The following is a 22,125-nucleotide window of genomic DNA, read 5'->3' as shown; positions in this document are numbered from 1 at the left end:
CCATATCAGAGGCTGAATGTTATATAAAGCAAGCCGGACATAAAAGGTGCCCTCAGCGGCGACGCTGCAAGGACATCTATAGAGCTAACAATCAGCCACCGAGTACCCGTACATGTCGATCTATGAACAAGGGCTAGGCCCTGCGGCTGTCAATCATATTGCCTTGTCTCCGCTCAGCTTCATCGAGCGCACCGCCAGCGTTTATCCGGACTACCCCGCCGTCATCCATGGCTCAATTCGCCGCACCTGGGCGCAGACCTACACCCGCTGCCGCCGTCTGGCTTCGGCGCTGGCCGGTCGCGGCATCGGCAAGAACGACACGGTGGCGGTAATGCTGCCCAACATTCCCGAGATGCTTGAAGTGCACTTCGGCGTGCCGATGATCGGCGCGGTGCTCAACCCGCTCAACGTGCGCCTGGATGCCGAAGCCATCGCCTTCATGCTGCAACATGGCGAAGCCAAGGTGCTGATTACCGACCGCGAGTTCCATGATGTGATTCACGCGGCGATCGGCATGCTCGATCACCCGCCGCTGGTGATCGACGTCAATGATCCGGAATACGGCGAAGGCCAGGCGGTCAGCGATCTGGACTATGAAGCGCTGTTGGCCGAAGGCGACCCGGCTTTCGCCTGGCAGTGGCCGGCGAACGAATGGCAAGCCATCTCGCTGAACTACACCTCAGGCACCACCGGCAACCCCAAAGGCGTGGTTTACCACCATCGCGGTGCTTACCTGAACTCGTTGGGCAACCAGATGACCTGGGCCATGGGCAACCACCCGGTCTACCTCTGGACCCTGCCGATGTTCCATTGCAACGGTTGGTGCTACCCGTGGATCATCACTGCCATGGCCGGTGTTCATGTGTTCTTGCGCCGTGTCGATCCGCAGAAAATCCTCACGCTGATCCGCGAGCATCAGGTCACCCATCTGTGCGCTGCGCCGATTGTGCTCAATGCCTTGGTCAACATGCCGGAATCAGCGAAAGCGGCGATCGATCATCCGGTCAACGCGATGGTCGCCGGTGCCGCGCCACCGGCCAAAGTGATCGGTGCCGTGGAAGAAATGGGCATCAAGGTCACCCACGTCTATGGCCTGACCGAAACCTATGGTCCGGTGACGCTCTGCGCCTGGCATGCCGAATGGGATGAGTTGCCGCTGGACGAACGGGCGCAAATCAAATCCCGTCAGGGCGTGCGCTACCCGACGCTCGAAGGCGTGATGGTCGGCGACTCGAAGACACTGGAGCCGACCCCGCGAGACGGTCAGACCATCGGTGAGATCTTCATGCGCGGCAACACCGTGATGAAGGGCTACCTGAAGAACCCGACCGCCACGGCCGAAGCGTTCGAAGGCGGCTGGTTCCACACCGGCGACCTGGCGGTGTGTCATCCCAACGGTTACGTCGAGATCAAGGACCGCCTCAAGGACATCATCATTTCCGGTGGCGAGAACATTTCCACCATCGAACTGGAAGGCGTGCTCTATCGGCATCCAGCCGTCATGGAAGCGGCCGTCGTCGCCCGTCCCGATGAGAAGTGGGGCGAAACGCCCTGCGCCTTTATCACGTTGAAGGCTGATCACCAGGACGTTCGCGAGGCCGACATCATCAGTTTCTGCCGCGAACACCTGGCCGGCTTCAAAGTGCCGCGCACGGTGATTTTCACCCTGCTGCCAAAGACTTCCACCGGCAAGATCCAGAAGTACGTTTTGCGCGACAGGGCTAAAGCACTCTAACCCGAACCAACGTTGTCCCCGTCAAGCGGCAGGTGCCTTTACCTGCCGTTTCGGGCTCGTGCACGCCGAATTCGGCGCTGCCCTGCCCCCCCACACACTGATAACAAAAACAATGTGGAGCCTTCCCATGATCGACATCCATTCAACCGATACCCAACGCTGTGAGCGCATTCGGTCCAACCCGAAATTCCTTCAATTGGTGAGCAGCCGTTCGCGCCTGGCCTGGTCGCTGAGTGCTGCGGTGCTGGGCACTTACTACGCGTTCATGCTGGTGGTGGCGTTTGCCCCGCAGTGGCTGCATGCGCCGCTCGCCGAACATCGGATGTTGACCCTGGGCATGCCGGTTGGCGCGGCGATCATCATTTTTTCCTGGCTACTGACCGGTTGGTACGTCTACAGCGCCAACACGCGTTTCGATGCACTGGGCGCCGCCATTCTCGAGGAGAGCAAGTAATGAACCTGCTGCGTAAACTTCTCCTCGCCGCTGCCGGGCTCTTGCCGGCCTCCGTTGTACTGGCTGCGCCCGCGCTGGGTGCGGTGGAAAAACAACCGCTGAACCTGCATGCGATCGGCATGTTCTTCGTCTTCGTGCTGGGCACGCTGGCCATCACCTGGTGGGCCGCGCGGCAAACCAAATCCACGTCGGACTTCTACACCGCGGGCGGTGGCATCACCGGATTCCAGAACGGTCTGGCTATTGCCGGCGACTACATGTCCGCCGCCACGCTGCTGGGGCTGTCCAGCCTGGTGTTCGCCAAGGGCTACGACGGCTTCATCTATACCATCGGCTTCTTCGTCGGCTGGCCGATCATTACCTTCCTGATGGCCGAGCGCTTGCGCAATCTGGGGCGCTACACCTTTGCCGACATCGTGTCCTATCGACTGGACCAGAACAAAGTGCGGATCTTCGCCGCCTTCGGTTCGCTGACGGTGGTGTGCTGCTACTTGATCGTGCAGATGGTCGGCGCCGGTCAGTTGATCAAATTGCTCTTCGGTCTCGACTACCCGGTAGCCGTGGTGATCGTCGGCGCACTGATGCTGGTGTATGTGATTTTCGGCGGCATGATCGCCACCACTTGGGTACAGATCATCAAGGCTGTGTTGCTGCTGGCTGGCGGCACGACCCTGGCGTTCATGGCCATGTCGCAATTCGGTTTCAGCTACGAAACCCTGGCCACCAAAGCCGTCGAAGCCCATGCCAGTGGCTGGAACATCATGGGCCCTGGCTCGATGCTCGCCGACCCGATCAACACCGCTTCGATGTCACTGGGCCTGGTGTTCGGGATTGCCGGTCTGCCGCACATTCTGATGCGCTTCTTCACCGTGCCGAATGCCAAGGAAGCGCGTAAGTCGGTGTTCTACGCGACGGGCTTCATCGGTTTCTTCTTCCTGGTTGTCTGCACCCTGGGCTTTGCCGCGATGGTGATCATCGGCACCGACCCGCAGTACTACGTTAATGGTGAAGTCGGCGGCGCCTTGATTGGCGGCGGCAACATGGTCGCCATGCACCTGGCCAAAGCGGTCGGTGGCAACCTGTTCTTCGGTTTCCTCTCGGCCGTCGCCTTCGCCACCATTCTGGCGGTGGTCTCCGGGCTGGCCCTGGCTGGTGCTTCGGCGATTTCCCATGACCTCTACGCCACGGTGTTCAAGAAAGGCAAAGCAAGCCAGAAGCAGGAAATGCGCGTGACCCGCATGGCCACTGTCGGCTTGGGCATCATCGCGATTCTGCTGGGCATTCTGTTCGAGAAGATGAACGTCGCGTTCCTGGTGGGCCTGACCTTCGGCATCGCCGCGTCGACCAACTTCCCGGTGCTGATCATGGCCATGTACTGGAAAGGCTTGACCACCAAAGGCGCAATCATCGGCGGTTTCGCCGGCCTGATCTGTGCGCTGGTGCTGGTGATCCTCTCGCCAGCCGTCTGGGTCACCGTGCTCGGCCATGCTCACGCGATCTTCCCGTACGACCACCCCGCGCTGTTCTCCATGCCGCTGGCGTTCTTCGTAATCGTCGTGGTGTCGAAACTCGACCGCAGCGTGCGGGCCGACAAGGAGCGCGACGCTTACGCCGACCAGTTCGTTCGCGCCCAGACCGGCCTCGGTGCCGCCAGCGCTTGCGCTCATTGATAGAAAGGGCACGGCCTGCCCAAGCGGCGCCGTGCCCATCGCACAACCTTTTGAGGTTCACGTTATGCCCGAATTCAACGCCCCGCTGCGCGACATGCGCTTTGTCTTGCATGAAGTGTTCGACGCCCCGGCCCTGTGGGCACGCTTGCCGGCCCTGGCCGACAGTGTCGACGCCGCCACCGCTGACGCCATTCTTGAGGAGGCGGCCAAAGTCACCTCGCACCTGATTGCGCCATTGAACCGTAGCGGCGACGAGGAAGGCGCCCAGTGGGTCGATGGCCAGGTCAGCACGCCGATCGGTTTCAAACAGGCTTATGCCACCTACATCGAAGGCGGCTGGGTCGGTCTTTCTGGTAACGCCGATTTCGGTGGCATGGGCATGCCGAAAATGCTCGCCGTGCAGTTCGAAGAAATGCTCTACGGCGCCAATTCCAGCTTCGCCCTGTATTCGGCGTTGAGTTCCGGTGCCTGCCTGGCGCTGGATGCCCACGCCAGCGACACCCTGAAAAACCTCTACCTGCCGCCGATGTACGAAGGCCGCTGGGCCGGTTCCATGTGCCTGACCGAAGCCCACGCCGGCACTGATCTGGGGATTATCCGCACCCGCGCCGAACCTCAGGCCGATGGTAGTTTCAGCATCACTGGCAGCAAGATCTTCATCACCGGTGGCGATCAGGACCTGACCGAAAACATTGTCCATCTGGTGCTGGCCAAACTGCCGGACGCACCGGCGGGGCCGAAAGGCATCTCACTGTTCGTCGTGCCCAAAGTGCTGGTCAATGCCGACGGTTCCCTCGGCAATGCCAACGCCGTGAGTTGCGGCTCCATCGAACACAAGATGGGCATCAAGGCCTCGGCCACCTGCGTGATGAACTTCGACGGCGCCAGTGGTTGGCTGGTCGGTGAAGCCAACAAAGGTTTGGCGGCGATGTTCACCATGATGAATTACGAACGCCTGTCCATCGGCATTCAGGGCATTGGCTGCGCCGAAGCGTCCTATCAGAGCGCCGTCGCCTATGCACGCGAACGGGTTCAGAGCCGCGCGCCGACCGGTGCCATTGCCCCGGACAAAGTGGCTGACCCGATCATCGTCCACCCCGACGTGCGCCGCATGCTGCTGAGCATGAAAGCCATGACCGAGGGCGGCCGTGCGTTCGCCAGTTATGTCGGCCAGCAACTCGATCTGGCGAAGTTTTCCGATGACGTCCAGGAGCGGGACAACGCGCAAACCCTGGTTGCGCTGCTGACGCCGGTGGCCAAGGCATTCTTTACCGACACTGGTCTGGAAAGCTGTATCAACGGCCAGCAAGTGTTTGGTGGCCATGGCTACATCCGTGAATGGGGCCAGGAACAATTGGTGCGTGACGTGCGCATCGCGCAGATCTACGAAGGCACCAACGGCATTCAGGCGCTGGACCTGCTCGGACGTAAAGTGCTCGCCGACAAGGGCTTCGCGCTGCGCCAGTTCACCGGTGAGATCCGTCATTTCGCCCATCAGCCTGACGCGCCCTACTCCGCTCAGTTGTTCGATGCCGTGCAGCGTCTGGAAGACCTGAGCGACTGGCTGCAGGATCAGGCCGCGACCAACCGCAACGAAATCGGCGCCGCGTCGGTGGAGTATTTGCACCTGTTCGGTTATGTCGCCTACGCCTGGCTTTGGGCACGCATGGCACAGGTTGCCAAGCAAAAGCTGCCCGAAGACGAAGGGTTTTATGGCGCGAAAATCGCCACCGCCGACTTCTATATCCACCGCCTGCTGCCGCGCATTTTGAGTCTGGAGCAATCCATTCGCGCGGGCAGTGCCTCGTTGTTTGGCCTGAGCGCCGAACAGTTCTAACGATTGAACCGCACGCGGCGCCGTGCTCCTGTCTTTTTGGCGTTCGCGTTTTTTTATTGATAAGCCCTCGCCCACCTGGCGAGGGCCGCGGGACCTGTCTTTCCATAATAAAAACAAAGGGGCTTCACCATGGACCGCAATACCCGCACCCTCGCTACCCGACTGTTGCTGGCCGGCGGCGTCATCAGCCTCTCGGCCCCCGCCGCTGCTGACTTTGTCAAAGACAGCAAGGCCAGCCTGGAACTGCGCAACTTCTATTTCAACCGCGACTATCGCCAGGACAACGCCGCCCAATCCAAACAAGAGGAATGGGCCCAGGGTTTCCTGCTGCGCTATGAATCGGGCTTCACCGACGGTTTGATCGGTGTCGGTTTCGATGCCATCGGCCTGCTCGGCGTCAAGCTCGATTCCAGCCCTGATCGCGCAGGCTCCGGCTTGCTCAAACGCCACCGCGACACGAGCAAAGGTGCGCAGGACGAGTACGGCGAACTGGGCCTGACCGCCAAAGTGCGCGCCTCGAAAAGCACGCTGAAACTCGGCACGTTGCTGCCGAAACTGCCCACGTTACTGGCCAACGATTCACGGCTGTTGCCACAAACCTTCAAGGGCGGTCAGTTGACCTCGCTGGAACTCGAAGGCCTGACCGTGGATGCCGGGCGACTGACGCAGGTCAATCAGCGCGACTCCTCGGATTACGAGGACATGGGCATCACCCGCACCGGCGCCAAGGGCATCACCACACGTCATCTCGACAGCGACAGCTTCGATTTCGCCAGCCTGAACTACAAATGGACCAGCAACCTCGCCACCGGCTACAGCTACGGTCACCTCGACAACTTCTACAGCCAGCACCTGGTCAACCTGACCTACGTGTTGCCAGTCACCACCGGCCAGTCGCTGAAGACGGATCTGCGCTACGCCCGTTCCACGGATGATGGCGGCAGCAATGTCGATAACAACGCCATCGGCGCGATGTTCACCTACAACCTCGGCGGGCATGCGTTGGGCCTGGGTTATCAAGGCATGAGCGGCGACACCGGCTACGCCTACGTCAACGGCACCGATGCGTTCCTGGTGAACTTCGTGCAGATCGGCGACTTCGCCAGCAAGGACGAAAAGTCCTGGCAGGCGCGCTACGACTACAACTTTGCGGCCATCGGCGTTCCGGGCCTGACGTTCATGACCCGCTACCTCACCGGCGACAACATCGATCTGGGCGGCAACCGCCCGGAAGGCAAGGAATGGGAACGGGATACCGACATTGGTTATGTCGTGCAGAGCGGACCGCTGAAGAATGTCGGGGTGAAATGGCGTAACGCGACGGTGCGCTCGACCAATTTCGGCAGCGACCTGGATGAAAACCGTTTGATCGTCAGCTACACCTTGCCGATCTGGTAAGTCAGTTCTGGTTGCACAAAGGGGGACTCGCTTGACGGCGCAGTCCTCTTTTTAATTCTGGATTTTCGCAGTAATGGCGGGCCTCTTCGCGAGCAGGCTCGCTCCCACAGTTACCGGGATGTTCAGATTGACACGGTCTAATGTGGGAGCGAGCCTGCTCGCGAAGGCGGCCTCAAAAACACCAATGATGATTGTAGGTTAAGATGCCTGCAAACCAGGCCCGCCGCGAGACGCCCCGCATGACTGATACCAGCCCCCGCCTGATCAAGAAGTACCCCAATCGCCGACTGTATGACACCCACACCAGCAGTCATTTGACGCTGGCGGACATACGCCAGTTGGTGGTCGACAAAGTTGCCTTTCAGGTGGTCGATGCCAAGAGCGGCGAGGACCTGACGCGCAGCATCCTGCTGCAAGTGATTCTGGAAGCTGAAAGCGGCGGTGAGCCCATCTTCACTACCGAAATGCTGATGGGGATTATCCAGTTCTACGGCCCTTATCAAGGCGTACTCGGTAGCTATCTGGACAAGAGCATTCAGACCGTGATCGACATCCAGTCCCAGACCGGCGCGCAGTCGTCCGAGGCCTGGAGCGATTTCATGCATCAACAGGCCCCAGTGATGCAGGATCTGATGCGCCAATATGTCGACCAGTCGAAGGCGCTGTACCTGAACACCCAGAATCTGTTTGGCATGTTCGGCGGCAAGCCTGGTGCCGATGGCGGAACGAAAAAAAATGGCGATGGGGAATAAACCCATCGCCATTGGTGCTGCTGATCTAATGTGACTTACTTGTTACCGCTGGTAGCCTTGGCGCTTGCTTCTGGAGCAGCTTTGGCGGCTGCGGCGGTGGCTGCTTCGAAATTGCTTTGAGCGGCTTCGGAAGCCTGTTTCACGGCTTTCTGTGCGCTTTCAAATGCTGTACCGGCATTCGCCAGGCTCGACTTGAACGCTGCCACAACAGGCTCGGAGCCGGCCGGTGCATTCTTGCTGATGGTTTCAACGAACTCTTGCACCTGTTGGGTGCCCGCTTCGACCTGGCTCGAGGTCAATTTGGCGATGTCCGACTGAGTACCCACGATCAGCGCTTGAACCTGACGATTGAACTCGGCCAGACGTTCGGTCTGCGCGCTCGGCTGGGTGAAAGAAGCCTGCAGCTCGGCGAAACCTTGTGGATCACGAACGGCCAGCAGCTTGCGAACACCTTCGAAGTGCTCTTCGGTGGAGTCGCGCAGTGCCTTGAACTGCAACTGGCTGAGCTGTTCAACGCTGGCGAAGACTTTGCCGCTGATTTGCTGCAAAAGATCGAGGTTGGCTTTCTGAGCGGTTTGCAGTTTTTCCGAATTGAAAAAAGACATGCTTGAATCTCCTGGTACTGGAAGGCCCTGATGAGCCTGAGGACGCGATAGCGATCCGGCCAGTCATCGCGTTAGCCTTGATATTGCAGCGCACAAAACCATTTGGCAACGCCTATTTTTGTGCGGTGCAAAATAAACTTTGCTAAAGCCCTCCTTATTGGCTGTAAACTCCTGCTCATCGAACGGTCAGGCTAGCCCTCTTTAATTAAAGGGGTCTGATGGGCCGGCTCCCATGCACAGCGTCAGGAGATCACGATGGGTCAGGAATTAAATATTGCGCTGCAAGATGAAGAGTTCTCCGAACCCGCCGGCTTGTTCGAACACCTGAATCATCTGCAACGCCTCAATACCCGCAACGTCCTCGACGCCGTGCAGAAGCGCCAGGCAAAAACCTTCGCGCCTTTAAGCCTTGGGCAACTCCGACAGCCAACGCCTGCTGACTGGCAGGAATACTTCACGGACCTCGGCCAACGCAGCGTGTTGTTCTGGGACACCTTGCGTCAGCGCGGCGACAACACCCTGGCCCACGAACGCGCCGGGTATCCGCTGCTGCTCAAGTTCAATCATGAAACGCTGGTCGCCGGTGAAGACCTGCCCCGCCCGGTCAACTATTCGTTGTTGCAAATCCTCGGTGGCCCCGGTCAACGGATCGACAGCAAAAAACAGCCGGTGATCATCATTGACCCCCGCGGCGGTCACGGCTCGGGGATCGGCGGTTTCAAACAGGATTCGGTCATCGGCGAAAGCCTGAGAGCCGGCCACCCCACCTACTTCATCTCCTTCAGTCACGCGCCCCGCCAAGGGCAAACCCTTGCTGATATCACCGACGCCCAAGCGCGGTTCATCGAAGTCGTCAGCGCCCGGCATCCAGACAGCGCCAAACCAGTCATCATTGGTAACTGCCAGGCGGGCTGGGCGTTAATGGGCCTCGCGGCCACCCGCCCGGAGCTGCCGGGGCTGATCATCGTCAACGGTGCGCCGTTGTCGTACTGGGCCGGCGTCAATGGCCGCAATCCGATGCGCTACACCGGCGGTTTGCTCGGTGGTGGCTGGATGGCACGCCTGGGCAGTGACCTGGGCAATGACCGTTTCGACGGCACCTGGCTGGTCAGCAATTTCGAAAACCTGGACCCGGCCAACACCTTTTGGGGCAAGTACTACCACCTGTTCAGCGAAGTCGACAGCGAGGCCGCACGCTTTCTGGACTTCGAACGCTGGTGGGGCAGCCCGACCCTGCTCAATGGCGAAGAGATCGAGATGATTGTCGACGACCTGTTCATCGGCAATCGACTGTCCGGTGGCCTCGGGCGCAAGAGCAGCGGGCTTGACCTCAAGCTGATCGAAGTGCCGGTGGTGGTGTTCTGCTCGTATGGCGACAACATCACCTCCCCGCAGCAGGCACTGGACTGGATCACCGACGTCTATCCCAGCGATCTCGCGTTGCAAAATGCCGGCCGCACCATCGTTTACCTGCGACACGCGAGCATCGGTCACCTGGGCATCTTCGTGTCCGGTGATGTGGCGCGGCGTGAACACCGTGAATTGCTCGGAGCGGTCGATGCGATCAATGCGCTGTCAGCCGGGCTGTATGAAATGCTGATCGAAGACCTGCCGGAGAATTCGGCGACGCCGTATGCCGTGCGTTTCGAACGCCGGCGTATCGCCGACATCCATGGCCAGGTGCAGCCGCCCCGTGACGACGATCGCGAATTTGCGCTGGTCCAGCGCGCGTCTGATATCAACAACAGTGTTTACGATGAATGCATACGCCCGTGGTTGCGCCTGCTGATCAACGAACCGAGCGCCGAAATGCTGCGCCGGGCACATCCTTTCCATCAGCAGCAAGTGGCCTGGAGCAGTTTGAACCCGGCGCTCTGGTGGCTGGCAGGCAGTGCCACCCAAGTGAGCAAGGATCGTCACCCCGCCAGCCAGAACAACCCGTTGCTGGTCTGGCAGGAACTGTTTTCCAACCAGGTGCAGGACGCCTTGAACGGCTATCGGGACCTGCGTGATGCAGCTCAGGAAATGTGTTTCTACGGCGTGTATGGCGTACTCAACAGCCTCACCGGCAATGCACCCGGACGAAATCTGCAGGAACATGCCGAACAGCACGACAAGGTTTTGATCGAGCGCTTGCAGGATGCCCTGCCCCTTGGCGGCCTGATGGAAGCCTTGATACGGATCCTGTTCCTGCTGGGCCGCGACAGTGACGAGCCGGGCAAGGAAAGTGTCGAAAAATTGATACTGCAACTGCAAGTGTTGCTCCAGGACTACAGTGCCGAGCCGCTTGATTTGCGCGAAACCCTGCGCCTGCAAAAACTGCTGGTCGCCACCCATCCGCAAGAAAGCCTGCACAGCCTGCCCTTGATGCTTGTCGAGCTCGAAGAACGCCAGCAAGTGTTGGCGGCCGTCGCCAATTTGCTGCCTGAACTGCTGACCAGCGGCGCAGACAACCTCTTCTGGCGTGAACTGCACACGCTGCTCGACGTGCCGTTGCCAGGGTTCAGCCTGACCCAACCACCCGGTGAAGCCGATGCCATCGAAGAGAAAGTCCCGGTGGTAACCCCTGAGCCGATCAAGCAGAAAACCCCAGCGGTAACCCCGGAGCCAATCAAGCAGATCACGCCGGTGGAAATTCCCGAGCCAATCAAGCAGAAAATACCCGCAGTGACCCCAGACCCCATCGCCAAGGTTGCGAGTCCAGTGCGCAAACCTGCCAAGGGCAAGAAAGGCGCGAAGAAACCTCCTGCACCCTGATGAGCAACCTGTGTGACGAGGGGATTTATCCCCGTTGGGCTGCGAAGCGGCCCCTAAATCGGAAACCGCGGACCGCACACAATGGTTTTACGACTGCTTCGCAGCCGAACGGGGATAAATCCCCTCGCCACACAGGAGCGCGTCAGACCGACGCGGCTTCCTTGATTTCAAACGATTCATCGGCCCGATACTGACCGGGTGTCATGCCAAACCAGCGGCTACAGGCTTTGTTGAAACTGCTGTGATCATGAAAACCAAGGAGATACGCGACATGCTTCATGTTGAAGTGAGAATGGCGCAGGTAGAAATCGGCCAATTGCCGGCGCACCGCGTTCTGCACGTCCTTGAATTGCGTCCCTTCCTTTTCCAGCGCGCGTTGCAGCGTCCGCTTGCTGATGTTCAATGCCGCCGCGATCGACTCCATGTCGCATTGCCCCTGGCCCTGACTCAAGCGCTCGGTAATCAACGCGCGAATTCTGCTGACAATGCAAAAACCAAACAGCAGGTCCAGTTGAGCCTCGGCAAAACTGTCATGCAGCACCGCCAACGCTTCATTGGCCATGCTCAACGGACGCATCAATTCCTCACTGTCAAACAAAATGCTGTCGTAAGGCGCGTCGAAATGCAGGTCGCAGCCAAACAACCGACGATGCTCGGTGATGTCTTCAGGTTCGGGATAGGTGAATCCCACGCTCAAGGGTTGCGGTGCGTTGCCGCCCGCCAGCTTACGGCAGAAGCCCAGCAATGAAGCCAGCGCTGCATCGGTGTATTGGCGAGGTTTGACCGAGCCTTTTTGTTGATGATCGAGGCCGGAAAGTCGGTAATTCTGCTCTTCCGATGTAAAGAAAAGGCTGAATCCGGTGCCAATCAACGGACTGAAACGGACCAGTCGTTCAAGGGCTTTTTTCAGATTCAGGCTGGACATCATGGTGTAGCCGACGATCTGAAAGCTACCGGGGTGGAAACTTCCATAGGCCTTCAAGCCAATGTCTGGATCACCCGAGGCCTGAGCGGCCAGATCCCATAGTCGATAGATAGCCCTTCGCTCGCAAAACGCTCCTGGTTTGTTCGCGAGCTTCATGTCTAGTTCAGCCTCCTGGCACAGACTGGCAACATCCAGTCCTTGAGCCAAGAGCGTATTTACCAGCACGCTGGCATAGCCTGAACTCATTCTATACATGGCGTCCTCAATGACCTGTGGAACCGAACATCCTGTCCGGAGCCATGACTGATCTGCGATAAATCAAATACTAACGGATCGTACCGTTACCAATATTGATCCCAGTATAGGTACTTCTCATATTTAGCCAGCCGGGCATTACACGGGCATGGCACCGTTGGACACCAGACCGTCACCTCTCAACACTTCCGCACGCCCCGTCAATGCCGAACAATCCCCCATCTTGCAACGCAAAATACAAAAAGGAAGAGAGCATATGAAGTCGCTTGGTCGTATTGCGTTGGTCACGGGTGGTATGGGTGGGATTGGCACGGCGATAAGCCAACGCCTGTACAAGGAAGGATTCAAGGTCATCGTGGGCTGCAGCTCCGATTCCTCCCGCAAGAAAGAATGGATGGCGAGCCAACTGGAGGCGGGTTATCAATTCGAATGCATCTATGGCGACATCACCGATTGGGAATCAACACGCAACGCGTTCGAGATGGCGCGTGAGCAATTCGGCCCGATCGATGTCCTGGTCAACAACGCCGGGATCACGCGTGATGCGTCCTTTCGCAAGCTGACGCCCGAAGACTGGAACGCGGTCATCGGCACCAACCTGAGCGGCCTGTTCAACACCACCAAACAGGTGATTGAAGGGATGCTGGCCAAGAAGTGGGGACGGGTCATCAACATCTCCTCGATCAACGGTCAGCGCGGCCAGTTCGGCCAGACCAACTACAGCGCGGCCAAGGCCGGCATCCATGGCTTCACCATGGCGCTGGCCCGGGAAGTGTCCGGCAAGGGCGTGACCGTCAACACCGTTTCCCCAGGCTACATCCAGACCAGCATGACGGCGGCCATTCGCCCGGACATTCTCGAGACCATGATCGCGGCCACACCGGTCGGGCGTCTCGGCCAACCAGAAGAAATCGCCTCCATCGTGGCCTGGCTGGCTTCCGATGAATCGGCCTATAGCACCGGCGCCGACTTCTCGGTCAACGGCGGCATGAACATGCAGTAGACCTGTCAGGGCATGGATGCCCTGCTTTCGCTCGACAACATCTTAATGAGGTCACGCATGAACGAAGTCGTAATCGTTGCCGCTACTCGTACCGCCATTGGCAGTTTTCAAGGTGCCTTGTCCGCAATTCCAGCCACCGAGCTGGGCGCGGCGGTCATTCGCCGTTTGCTGGAAGAGACCGGTCTGGACGGCTCGCAGATCGATGAAGTGATCCTCGGCCAGGTACTCACCGCAGGCTCGGGACAAAACCCGGCACGCCAGACGGCGATCAAGGCCGGCCTGCCCCATACCACCCCTGCCCTGACCCTGAACAAGGTCTGCGGCTCGGGCCTCAAGGCGGTCCAGCTGGCGGTCCAGGCCATTCGTTGCGGCGACGCCGAACTCATCATTGCCGGCGGTCAGGAAAACATGAGCCTGGCGCCGTATGTTCTGCCCAAGGCCCGCACCGGTTTGCGTCTGGGCCATGCGCAACTGCAAGACAGCGTGATTCAGGACGGTTTGTGGGACGCCTTCAACGACTACCACATGGGCATCACCGCAGAGAACCTGGCGCAGAAGTACGAACTGAGTCGCGAAGACCAGGACGCTTTCGCCGCGGCCTCGCAACAGAAAGCCGCTGCTGCTATCGAAGCGGGTTACTTCAAGCGTGAAATCACCCCGATCCTGATCCCTCAGCGCAAGGGTGAGCCGCTGGTCTTCGACACTGATGAACAGCCGCGTCCGGGCAGCACACTGCAGGCGCTGGGCAACCTCAAACCCGCGTTCCAGAAAGACGGCAGCGTCACCGCCGGTAACTCGTCGACCCTCAACGACGGTGCCGCCGTACTGCTGCTGGCCAGCGCCGCCAAGGCCCAGGCCCTCGGCTTGCCGGTTCTGGCACGCATCAAGGCTTACGCCAGCGCTGGCGTCGACCCCTCGATCATGGGCATCGGCCCGGTACCGGCCACCCGCTTGGCATTGACCAAAGCCGGCTGGAGCCTGGACGACCTCGACCTGATCGAAGCCAATGAAGCGTTCGCCGCGCAATCACTGGCCGTGGGCAAGGAACTGGGTTGGGACACCAGCAAGGTCAACGTCAACGGTGGCGCGATTGCCCTGGGTCATCCGATCGGCGCATCGGGCGCGCGAATTCTGGTGTCGCTGTTGCACGAGCTGATTCGTCGCGACGGCAAAAAAGGCTTGGCTACGTTGTGCATCGGTGGCGGCCAGGGTGTCAGCCTGGTCATCGAGCGCTAGAAGAAACACAGGACTGCTTGCTTGACTGCTAACGCGGCGCCGAAGTCCGGCGCCGCGGTTTTTTTCTGCCCGGTTTACTGATGTGGGCAAGGAGTTCCATGGACAATAACGCGCATACCTTCAACACCTTCTGGTCAGGCCAGGTTCCGTTCATTGCCTCCTTTGCAGTGCAACAACTACGTCTCTGGGTCAGCAGCAATCCGTGGTTTACCGGCCAGGACTACAACGAGTGGTTTGACCTGCCGCGTGGCACCCTGGACAGCCTTCAATCGGACTACCAACAGCAATGGGGCGAACTCGGCCAGCAACTGCTGACCGGTCAGCCATTCAGCTTCGACGATCGACGTTTTGCCAGCGGCAACTGGAGCCAGCCACTGTTCGGCTCCCTCGCAGCGTTTTACCTGCTCAACGCAGGGTTTCTGCTGAAGCTGCTGGACACGTTAGCGATCCCGGACAAAAAGCCGCGCCAGCGCCTGCTCTATTTGGTGGAACAAGCCATCGCCGCCGGCGCGCCCAGCAACTTTCTGGCCAGTAATCCCGATGCGTTGCAACGGGTCGTCGACACCCAGGGCAGCAGCCTCCTCACCGGCCTGTTGCACCTGGCCAGCGACCTGCAAGAAGGCAAGATGCGCCAGTGCGACGCCGGCGCCTTCAAAGTCGGTGTCGATCTCGCCAACACCCCCGGCGAAGTGGTGTTCGAGAACGAACTCTTCCAGCTGATTCAGTATTACCCGCAAAGCGAAACCCAGTACCGGCGCCCGGTGTTTGTCGTGCCGCCGTCAATCAACAAGTACTACATTCTCGACTTGCGCCCGGACAACTCGATGGTTGCCCATCTGTTGAAACAAGGGCACCCGGTGTTTCTGATGTCGTGGCGCAACTTCGACCAGGAGCACGCTGGCACCACGTGGGATGACCTGATCGAAACCGGCATCATCAAAGGCCTGCAAGTAACCCGCGAGATCAGCGGCGATCAGCGGCCCAATTGCGTCGGCTTCTGCATCGGCGGCACCTTGTTGAGCTCGGCGCTGGCGGTCCTGGCGGCGCGCGGCGACCGCGAGATCGGCAGCGTGAGCCTGTTGACCACCTTCCTCGACTACCTCGATACCGGCCCCATCGACATCTTCGTCGACGAACAACTGGTGGCCTACCGCGAGCGCACCATCGGCGGCCTGGATGGCCCCATCGGCCTGTTCAAGGGCGAGGACATGGGCAATACCTTCTCGCTGCTGCGTCCCAACGACTTGTGGTGGAACTACAACGTCGACAAATACCTCAAGGGCCAGAAACCGATCCCCCTTGACCTGCTGTTCTGGAACAACGACAGCACCAACCTGCCGGGGCCGATGTACTGCTGGTATTTGCGCCACACCTATCTGCAGAACGACCTGAAATCCGGTGAGCTGGACTGTTGCGGGGTCAAGCTGGACCTGCGCGCCATCGATGCTCCGGCGTACATTCTCGCCACCCATGACGATCACATCGTGCCGTGGAGAAGCGCTTACGCCAGCACCGAATTGCTCTCCGGGACCAAGCGTTTTGTGCTGGGCGCATCAGGGCATATCGCCGGGGTGATCAACCCGCCGGCCAAGGAAAAACGCCACTACTGGACCAACAACCGGGTCACCAAAAACCCGGAAACCTGGTTCAAGAACGCCCAGCAACATTCCGGTAGCTGGTGGAATGACTGGTTCGTCTGGCTGGCTGAACAGTCTGGCGAACGCCAGCCCTCGGTGCTGCATACCGGTAACGCGCAATACCCGGCGATTGAGTCTGCACCGGGGCGTTATGTGATGCAGTGACAGACACCCCCGCGCCTTGACCGACAGCGCGCGGGGTCGTCCTTCAGCGTCCTCGCAAAAAAACCAAACACAGCACATCGGTTCAATATTCCCGCCTGAATCTACGCGACCATGGCCTCCTCACTCACCCGTAAGGACATCGCCATGGCCCTCGCAAAAGCTGTTCCCGGCAAAACCCTGCTGACCCCTTCCGACCACACCCTGATCATGATCGATCACCAGTCGCAAATGTCCTTTGCGACCAAGTCAATTGACGCCGTCACCCTGCGCAACAACGCTGCACTTGTGGCCAAGGCCGCGCGGGGCTTCAAGGTCTCGACCATCCTGACCACCGTCGCCGAGAAGAGCTTTTCCGGGCCGATCTTCGACGAAATCAAGTCAGTGTTCCCGGAACACAACGTCATCGACCGTACCAGCATGAACACCTGGGAAGACGAGCGCATTGCCGTCGAAGTCAACGCGTTCGGCAAACAGAAAATCGTCCTCGCCGGTCTGTGGACCTCTGTGTGCATCGTGGGCCCGGCTCTGTCGGCCATCGACCAGGGTTTCGAGGTTTACGTGATTGCCGATGCCTGTGGCGACGTCAGCACCGAAGCCCATGAAATGGCGATGCAGCGCATGATCCAGATCGGCGCCCGCCCAATGACCTCGCTGCAATACCTGCTTGAACTCCAGCGCGACTGGGCACGTACCGAAACCTATGACGAAACGGTGAAAACCTCGATTGCGAACGGAGGCTCCTACGGTCTTGGCCTGATCTACGCCAAAACCATGTTCGGTGCCTCGGAAGGCCATTAAGCGGTTTTCCTATAAAAAGCGAGTGACTGCGGATATTCCGCAGTCACTGCTGCGTGGTGATTGACCGATGAAGTTTGGTAAGCAAGACCTTCGCGCCAGGTTCCCCTTCTGGTTATCGGTGCTCTTCGCCGGTACCGCCGGGACAGCCATCGCTGATGAATCTGCACAAGGGTTTATGGACGGAGCGACGCTTGATGTGCTCAGCCGCAACTTCTACCTCAACAGTGAAGACCAATCCCCCTCACCTGGGGACAAACGTTCCAAAAAAGAGTGGGCTCAAGGCTTTATCAGCGCTTTTGAGTCCGGTTTCACACCTGGCACGCTTGGGTTTGGTCTCAACGCCCATGCCTTTGTGGGGCTGAAGCTGGATGGCGGCAAAGGACATTCCGGGACGGGATTGTTGCCCGTGGATGATGACGGTCGTAGTGAAGACAACTATTCCAGTGGTGGTGGCGCGCTGAAAATCAGAGCCTCCCAAACGACCTTGGCGTTCGGTGAAATGATGGTGGAAACCCCGGTGTTCGACACCGCGGACAAGCGTTTACAACCAGAGTACGCCACAGGATTACTGCTAAACAGCCACGAAATTGAAGGCGTCAATCTGGTTGCCGGTCATTTCACCGCGTTCAAGAACCAGGACAGTTCTTCGGGCAAGGGCAACTTCTACGGCTACGGCGCCAACACCGAGGCCGGAGGCATTACGTTTCTCGGCATCAACCTGTTCACCCAACGTCCAGTCGGCGGCGCGCTCTATGCCTCAGAACTCAGCGACACCTGGCATCAGTACTATGCCAATCTGCACCTGAAGCAGCCCGGGGTGTTCCTCGACGCCAATCTCTACCACACGCAGGACACCGGCAAAGCGCTGGCTGGTGCCATCGACAACACCGCGTTCAGCCTGTCGGGCAAGTACACCGTCGATGCGCATGCCTTCACCCTGGCCTATCAAAAAATCAATGGCGACACGCCGTTCGATTTTGTCGGTGGAGACTCGATCTACCTGGCCAACTCGATCAAATACGCCGACTTCAACGGCGCCCATGAACGCTCATGGCAAGCACGTTACGACCTCGATTTGAGCACCTTCGGAATTCCCGGCCTGAACTTCATGACGCGTTACGTCATGGGCAGCCAAATCGACGGCACCCATGCGCCCAAGGGCGGCGCCTACAACCTTTTCGATAACTCAGTCGATGAATACGTGCCTCAACAAGGCGATGGCGGACGGCATTGGGAACGCGACATAGACCTGCGTTACATCGTGCAGTCCGGCTCGGCCAAAGGGCTGTTCGTGCAGCTGTCCCATGTTTCGCATCGAGCCAACACAGCCCAGGCGGGCGATGATATCGACAGGGTTTATGTAGTCATCCAGTACCCGCTGAGCTTCGGGCATCTCTGATGGGGAAAATGGCGGAAGGCAGCCGGAGTCGAACCTGCCCGGGAACGGATGCCGTCCCCAACCGGGTTTGAAGCCCGGCCGCGCCACCGGGCGCGATTGCCTTCCTTGAAATCAGTGGTCGGTGCGTTGGGCCAAGGCATTGTCGAGGCGGATATGGCGTTTGTCGCCAAACCGTCGCGTCAGGCCGATCCGGTCGAAGTATTCGAGAATCTGGATGCTGCGCTTGCGCCCCAGGCCCACTGCATCACGAAACGCCGTGACCTGAATCACCGGGTTTTGCGCGGCCAGTTGCACAAGCATAGCCGCCAATCGGCGGATCATCGTGTCGGTGTAAAACAGGTCACGGACGACTTGATGCACCAATCCCAACCTCGCCATTTTGCACAGCAGCAAGCGCACGACCGCCTCGTCATGGCCAAGGTCGCGCACCCACGGCGGATCAAAACCAGCCTGTTCAAACAACGGTTGCAAGTGTTGCCACAGGGCTTCGTCATCTTCGCTCAAACGCACCTGATGATCGGGCAAATGCAACCATGGCCCGCTGGCCGCAATGGCCCCGCTGGCGAGTAATTCGTCGAGCAGGCTGATGAACGTCGGACGGTCCAGCGCTGTGCCGCTGAACCGCCGCAGGCGATCCCGGTCCGGGCCCATTTGATCCGGTTCCAGTTGATGAAAACGTGCGAGGTGTTCCAGCAACGGTGCTTTCAGTGCTTCCCAGCGGGCAGCACTGAACAGCAACGGGCCTTGGCGGGTGTCGATCAGTCGCACGTCACCGGGCAAAATCCAGGTGTTGCGGGGGCGGTTGAACTGACGCTCCAGACGCTGCGGACCGAGCCCGGTGTCGCTGTTGGCCAATAACGCCGGCAGGATCTCCTCCAACTCATGGCCTGTGGCGAGGGCATGTAACTGCGCCAACCGTTCGGGGCTGCGGCGTTGTCGGGTCGGTGCGAACGGGTCGAGCACCCGGGCGCCGCCGAGGGTGCGTTGGGCGCTCTGGTCACGCAGGATCAAGGGATCGCCCTTCACGGCCTGCACCGGCGCATTCAACAGCAGTTGCGCGAACATCCGTTCACCCGGCAAAAGGCGGGTGCCTTCCAGCAACGCCACTCGGCCGGTGACGTCCTGAGTCCCTACGTGAACATGCACAGGCTGAAAGTGCTCGAAGGCTTTGGGTTCGCTGGCCAACAATTGCAGATCGATATCCACTCGCTGGGTCGGCGCGTACAGCCACTCGGCCAGCAGCCAGTGGCCGCGATGAATCTGCTCCAGGGCCAAGCGTTCGGCACTCAGGTTCAACGCCACTCGCTGTCCGGCCATTGCGACCTCGGCAGCCTGACTCTGCGCATGCAGGCCGCGCACGCGAACCGGTTTGCCCTGAGGGCCGAGCCTCAGCGTATCGCCCACGGCCACCACGCCAGACAACGCAGTGCCGGTCACCACGATACCGACGCCTGCCACGCTGAAGGCACGGTCAATCGCCAGGCGAAAACCGCCGCTGGTGCTGCGTTGAACGATTTCCCGCTGCGCCTCGAGCAAAGCCTGTCGCAAGGTCTCGACGCCCTCCCCGGTCACACTCGACAGCGCAATCTGCGGCGCGTTGGCATAAGGCCCCGGCGCCAGCAATGTCTGGACCTGATCGCGAACGGCTTGCACTCTCAACGGTTCGACCCGGTCGCATTTGCTGATCGCCACCAGCGCCCGAGGGATACCCAGCAGTTCAACGATGGCCAGGTGTTCGCGAGTCTGCGGCATGACGCCGTCGTCGGCCGCGACCACCAGCAACACCAGATCAATGCCCTGAGCCCCCGCCAGCATGTTGTGGGTGAAGCGCTCATGACCCGGCACATCGATAAAACCGGTCAGGGGCGCATGCGGTTCCAGCGCCGCGTAGAGGTAGCCGAGGTCGATGGTCATGCCGCGTTCACGCTCTTCCCGACGCCGGTCGCCGAGCAGGCCGGTCAGTGCCTGGAGCAAGGCAGTCTTGCCATGGTCGATGTGCCCTGCGGTGCCGACGATCACGCTACGGCTCCTGCAATTTGATCGAGTTGCGCCAGCCACGCCGGTTCATCGTCCAGTTGCCGCAGGTCCAGCCACAACGCATCGTTATCAATGCGCCCGAGCACCGGAATCGGCAACGCACGCAGGACCGCTTCCAGACCGTGCAGCTGCCGTCCGCGAAGACGATTGGACACGTGCGGTCGCAGGCATAAAGCTGCACTCGGCAATCGCGCCACCGGTTGGCTGCCGCTGCCGATCATGCCCAGCGCCGGTACTGCGCTGACGCTCCAGCCATCGCCCAAGGCTTTGGCCAGCGAGGGTTGCAGGCGTTCAGCCTGGGCGAGGATGTCCGCCTGGGGCCGGGTCAGCAGGCGCAAACTCGGCAACCGTTCGGCCAGACGATCAGGGTCGCGGTACAGCGCCAACACCGCTTCGAGGGCGGCCAGGGTCAGTTTGTCGACCCGCAAGGCGCGTTTGAGTGGATTCTTCTTGATCTTCGCGATCAGGTCTTTGCGGCCGACAATCAACCCGGCCTGGGGGCCACCCAGTAACTTGTCGCCGCTGAAAGTGACGATGTCTGCACCATCGACCAGCGCCTGGCGCACCGTCGGTTCGGCGGGCAAGCCCCAGCGCGTCAAGTCCAGCAGGCTGCCGCTGCCGAGGTCTTCAAGCAATGGCAAGCCGTGTTGATGCGCAAGTTGCGCCAACTCGGCGGTCGGCACCCGCGCGGTGAAGCCTTCGATGTTGTAGTTGCTCGCATGGACGCGCATCACCAAGCCGCTACGCGGGCCGATGGCCGCCTCGTAATCGCGGGCATGAGTGCGATTGGTGGTGCCGACTTCGTGGAGCCTGACCCCGGCCCTGGCCATGATGTCGGGAATGCGGAAGGAACCACCGATTTCGATCAGTTCGCCCCGGGAAATGATGCCTTCCTTGCGCGCGCCCAGGCTGTTGAGCGCCAGCAACACCGCAGCGGCGTTGTTGTTGACCACCGTCACCGCCTCGGCGCCGGTCAGCTCGCGGATCAGGCCTTCGATCAGATCGTCACGGTCGCCGCGCTTGCCGCTGTTTAGATCGAATTCCAGATTGAGTGGATAACGGGCCGCCCTCTGCAGCGCTTCGATGGCTTCCTCCGGCAACAACGCTCGCCCAAGATTGGTGTGCAGCACCGTGCCCGTGAGATTGAACACCCGGCGCACGTTGCTGCGATGCTGACTGGCCAAGCGTTCACCCGCCCTGCCCGCTAACGCTTCAGGCGCGATTTCAATGGCGTCGAGTTGCCCTGAAACCACCGGTTCACGCAAGTCATCGAGCAATTGCCGCAGGCTGGCCAGCAGTGCATCACGCCCGTAACGCTCGGCCAATGGCTGACAGGCGGGATGGCGCAGCAAGCTGTCGATAGAAGGCAGCCGCAGGGTTGAAACACTGGCGGATCTGGAAGACATCAGGCGCTCCCACAAACGTTGACCGTAGCGCCTGAGTGTAGCCGCTGAGCTCGCAG

At 59.9% G+C, this 22,125-nt stretch carries 16 protein-coding genes and 1 tRNA gene; 12 read left to right on the top strand and 5 right to left on the bottom strand.

Going from position 1 to position 22,125, the window contains the following annotated elements:
- Window positions 1-112: 112 nt before the first annotated feature.
- The 6 genes from PMI27_RS22350 to phaR all read left to right on the top strand — a co-directional run bounded on the left by PMI27_RS22350 (window position 113) and on the right by phaR (window position 7,846).
- A complete protein-coding gene (locus tag PMI27_RS22350) occupies window positions 113-1,735 on the top strand; it encodes an acyl-CoA synthetase (RefSeq protein WP_008146420.1) in 1,623 nt (540 codons plus the stop codon).
- A gap of 127 nt (window positions 1,736-1,862) precedes the next feature.
- The gene (locus tag PMI27_RS22355) at window positions 1,863-2,189 is read left to right on the top strand and encodes a DUF485 domain-containing protein (RefSeq protein WP_008146418.1); all 327 of its coding nucleotides are present in this window, start codon (window positions 1,863-1,865) and stop codon (window positions 2,187-2,189) included.
- On the top strand, window positions 2,189-3,859 hold the full coding sequence (locus tag PMI27_RS22360) for a cation acetate symporter (protein WP_008146417.1): 1,671 nt from the start codon (window positions 2,189-2,191) through the stop codon (window positions 3,857-3,859). Before PMI27_RS22355 ends, PMI27_RS22360 begins: the two co-directional genes overlap by 1 nt.
- 64 nt (window positions 3,860-3,923) lie before the next feature.
- Complete coding sequence (locus PMI27_RS22365; protein ID WP_008146414.1) at window positions 3,924-5,696, top strand: acyl-CoA dehydrogenase C-terminal domain-containing protein; 1,773 nt, start codon at window positions 3,924-3,926, stop codon at window positions 5,694-5,696.
- Between the two features lie 129 nt (window positions 5,697-5,825).
- Window positions 5,826-7,094 (top strand): OprD family porin, encoded by a 1,269-nt coding sequence (locus PMI27_RS22370; RefSeq protein WP_024164540.1) that lies wholly within the window; start codon window positions 5,826-5,828, stop codon window positions 7,092-7,094.
- 203 nt (window positions 7,095-7,297) lie between these two features.
- A complete protein-coding gene (gene phaR / locus PMI27_RS22375) occupies window positions 7,298-7,846 on the top strand; it encodes a polyhydroxyalkanoate synthesis repressor PhaR (protein ID WP_008146845.1) in 549 nt (182 codons plus the stop codon).
- A gap of 35 nt (window positions 7,847-7,881) precedes the next feature.
- On the opposite strand, the gene phaP is transcribed toward phaR, so the two are convergent.
- The gene (gene phaP / locus PMI27_RS22380) at window positions 7,882-8,451 is read right to left on the bottom strand and encodes a TIGR01841 family phasin (RefSeq protein ID WP_008146847.1); all 570 of its coding nucleotides are present in this window, start codon (window positions 8,449-8,451) and stop codon (window positions 7,882-7,884) included.
- Window positions 8,452-8,706: 255 nt separating this feature from the next.
- Between phaP and PMI27_RS22385 the strand changes: the two genes are divergently transcribed.
- Window positions 8,707-11,208 carry a DUF3141 domain-containing protein gene (locus PMI27_RS22385; RefSeq protein ID WP_008146849.1) on the top strand — a complete coding sequence of 834 codons (2,502 nt, stop codon included), beginning with the start codon at window positions 8,707-8,709 and terminating at the stop codon, window positions 11,206-11,208.
- Between the two features lie 142 nt (window positions 11,209-11,350).
- Here PMI27_RS22385 and PMI27_RS22390 read toward each other — a convergent pair whose 3' ends face one another.
- Window positions 11,351-12,388 carry an AraC family transcriptional regulator gene (locus tag PMI27_RS22390; protein WP_008146851.1) on the bottom strand — a complete coding sequence of 346 codons (1,038 nt, stop codon included), beginning with the start codon at window positions 12,386-12,388 and terminating at the stop codon, window positions 11,351-11,353.
- A gap of 256 nt (window positions 12,389-12,644) precedes the next feature.
- Between PMI27_RS22390 and phbB the strand changes: the two genes are divergently transcribed.
- The 5 genes from phbB (at window position 12,645) to PMI27_RS22415 (ending at window position 18,626) form a co-directional block, all read left to right on the top strand.
- The gene (phbB, locus tag PMI27_RS22395) at window positions 12,645-13,391 is read left to right on the top strand and encodes an acetoacetyl-CoA reductase (protein WP_008146855.1); all 747 of its coding nucleotides are present in this window, start codon (window positions 12,645-12,647) and stop codon (window positions 13,389-13,391) included.
- A gap of 57 nt (window positions 13,392-13,448) precedes the next feature.
- Window positions 13,449-14,627 (top strand): acetyl-CoA C-acetyltransferase, encoded by a 1,179-nt coding sequence (locus PMI27_RS22400; protein WP_008146857.1) that lies wholly within the window; start codon window positions 13,449-13,451, stop codon window positions 14,625-14,627.
- Between the two features lie 98 nt (window positions 14,628-14,725).
- Complete coding sequence (gene phaC / locus PMI27_RS22405) at window positions 14,726-16,429, top strand: class I poly(R)-hydroxyalkanoic acid synthase (RefSeq protein WP_008146859.1); 1,704 nt, start codon at window positions 14,726-14,728, stop codon at window positions 16,427-16,429.
- 144 nt (window positions 16,430-16,573) lie between these two features.
- On the top strand, window positions 16,574-17,227 hold the full coding sequence (locus tag PMI27_RS22410) for a hydrolase (protein WP_008146861.1): 654 nt from the start codon (window positions 16,574-16,576) through the stop codon (window positions 17,225-17,227).
- Between the two features lie 67 nt (window positions 17,228-17,294).
- Window positions 17,295-18,626, top strand: a complete 1,332-nt coding sequence (locus PMI27_RS22415) for an OprD family porin (protein ID WP_008146863.1) — start codon at window positions 17,295-17,297, stop codon at window positions 18,624-18,626.
- A 9-nt stretch (window positions 18,627-18,635) separates the two neighbouring features.
- Here the strand turns inward: PMI27_RS22415 and PMI27_RS0229220 are convergent.
- The 3 genes from PMI27_RS0229220 to selA all read right to left on the bottom strand — a co-directional run bounded on the left by PMI27_RS0229220 (window position 18,636) and on the right by selA (window position 22,069).
- Window positions 18,636-18,731 (bottom strand) — tRNA-Sec (locus tag PMI27_RS0229220).
- A 6-nt stretch (window positions 18,732-18,737) separates the two neighbouring features.
- Window positions 18,738-20,645: a selenocysteine-specific translation elongation factor gene (gene selB, locus PMI27_RS22420; protein ID WP_008146864.1), complete on the bottom strand. Its 1,908-nt coding sequence runs from the start codon at window positions 20,643-20,645 to the stop codon at window positions 18,738-18,740.
- Window positions 20,642-22,069 carry an L-seryl-tRNA(Sec) selenium transferase gene (selA, locus tag PMI27_RS22425; protein WP_008146866.1) on the bottom strand — a complete coding sequence of 476 codons (1,428 nt, stop codon included), beginning with the start codon at window positions 22,067-22,069 and terminating at the stop codon, window positions 20,642-20,644. The genes selB and selA overlap by 4 nt, the downstream gene beginning before the upstream one ends.
- Window positions 22,070-22,125 lie beyond the last annotated feature (56 nt).

Origin of the sequence: Pseudomonas sp. GM41(2012), from assembly GCF_000282315.2 — a bacterium.
Taxonomy (GTDB): Bacteria; Pseudomonadota; Gammaproteobacteria; order Pseudomonadales; family Pseudomonadaceae; genus Aquipseudomonas.
Note: the sequence above shows the minus strand (reverse complement) of the source record. Positions and strands in the feature narration are given on the sequence as shown.

What these genes read in the sequence shown, in the direction of transcription:
- phaC (WP_008146859.1), top strand. Translation starts at nt 14,726, where the DNA reads ATGGACAATAACGCGCATACCTTCAACACCTTCTGGTCAGGCCAGGTT.
- phaR (WP_008146845.1), top strand. Translation starts at nt 7,298, where the DNA reads ATGCCTGCAAACCAGGCCCGCCGCGAGACGCCCCGCATGACTGATACC.
- phbB (WP_008146855.1), top strand. Translation starts at nt 12,645, where the DNA reads ATGAAGTCGCTTGGTCGTATTGCGTTGGTCACGGGTGGTATGGGTGGG.
- PMI27_RS22415 (WP_008146863.1), top strand. Translation starts at nt 17,295, where the DNA reads ATGAAGTTTGGTAAGCAAGACCTTCGCGCCAGGTTCCCCTTCTGGTTA.
- PMI27_RS22400 (WP_008146857.1), top strand. Translation starts at nt 13,449, where the DNA reads ATGAACGAAGTCGTAATCGTTGCCGCTACTCGTACCGCCATTGGCAGT.
- PMI27_RS22360 (WP_008146417.1), top strand. Translation starts at nt 2,189, where the DNA reads ATGAACCTGCTGCGTAAACTTCTCCTCGCCGCTGCCGGGCTCTTGCCG.
- PMI27_RS22370 (WP_024164540.1), top strand. Translation starts at nt 5,826, where the DNA reads ATGGACCGCAATACCCGCACCCTCGCTACCCGACTGTTGCTGGCCGGC.
- PMI27_RS22355 (WP_008146418.1), top strand. Translation starts at nt 1,863, where the DNA reads ATGATCGACATCCATTCAACCGATACCCAACGCTGTGAGCGCATTCGG.
- selA (WP_008146866.1), bottom strand. Translation starts at nt 22,069, where the DNA reads ATGTCTTCCAGATCCGCCAGTGTTTCAACCCTGCGGCTGCCTTCTATC.
- PMI27_RS22410 (WP_008146861.1), top strand. Translation starts at nt 16,574, where the DNA reads ATGGCCCTCGCAAAAGCTGTTCCCGGCAAAACCCTGCTGACCCCTTCC.
- phaP (WP_008146847.1), bottom strand. Translation starts at nt 8,451, where the DNA reads ATGTCTTTTTTCAATTCGGAAAAACTGCAAACCGCTCAGAAAGCCAAC.
- PMI27_RS22390 (WP_008146851.1), bottom strand. Translation starts at nt 12,388, where the DNA reads ATGTATAGAATGAGTTCAGGCTATGCCAGCGTGCTGGTAAATACGCTC.
- PMI27_RS22365 (WP_008146414.1), top strand. Translation starts at nt 3,924, where the DNA reads ATGCCCGAATTCAACGCCCCGCTGCGCGACATGCGCTTTGTCTTGCAT.
- PMI27_RS22385 (WP_008146849.1), top strand. Translation starts at nt 8,707, where the DNA reads ATGGGTCAGGAATTAAATATTGCGCTGCAAGATGAAGAGTTCTCCGAA.
- PMI27_RS22350 (WP_008146420.1), top strand. Translation starts at nt 113, where the DNA reads ATGTCGATCTATGAACAAGGGCTAGGCCCTGCGGCTGTCAATCATATT.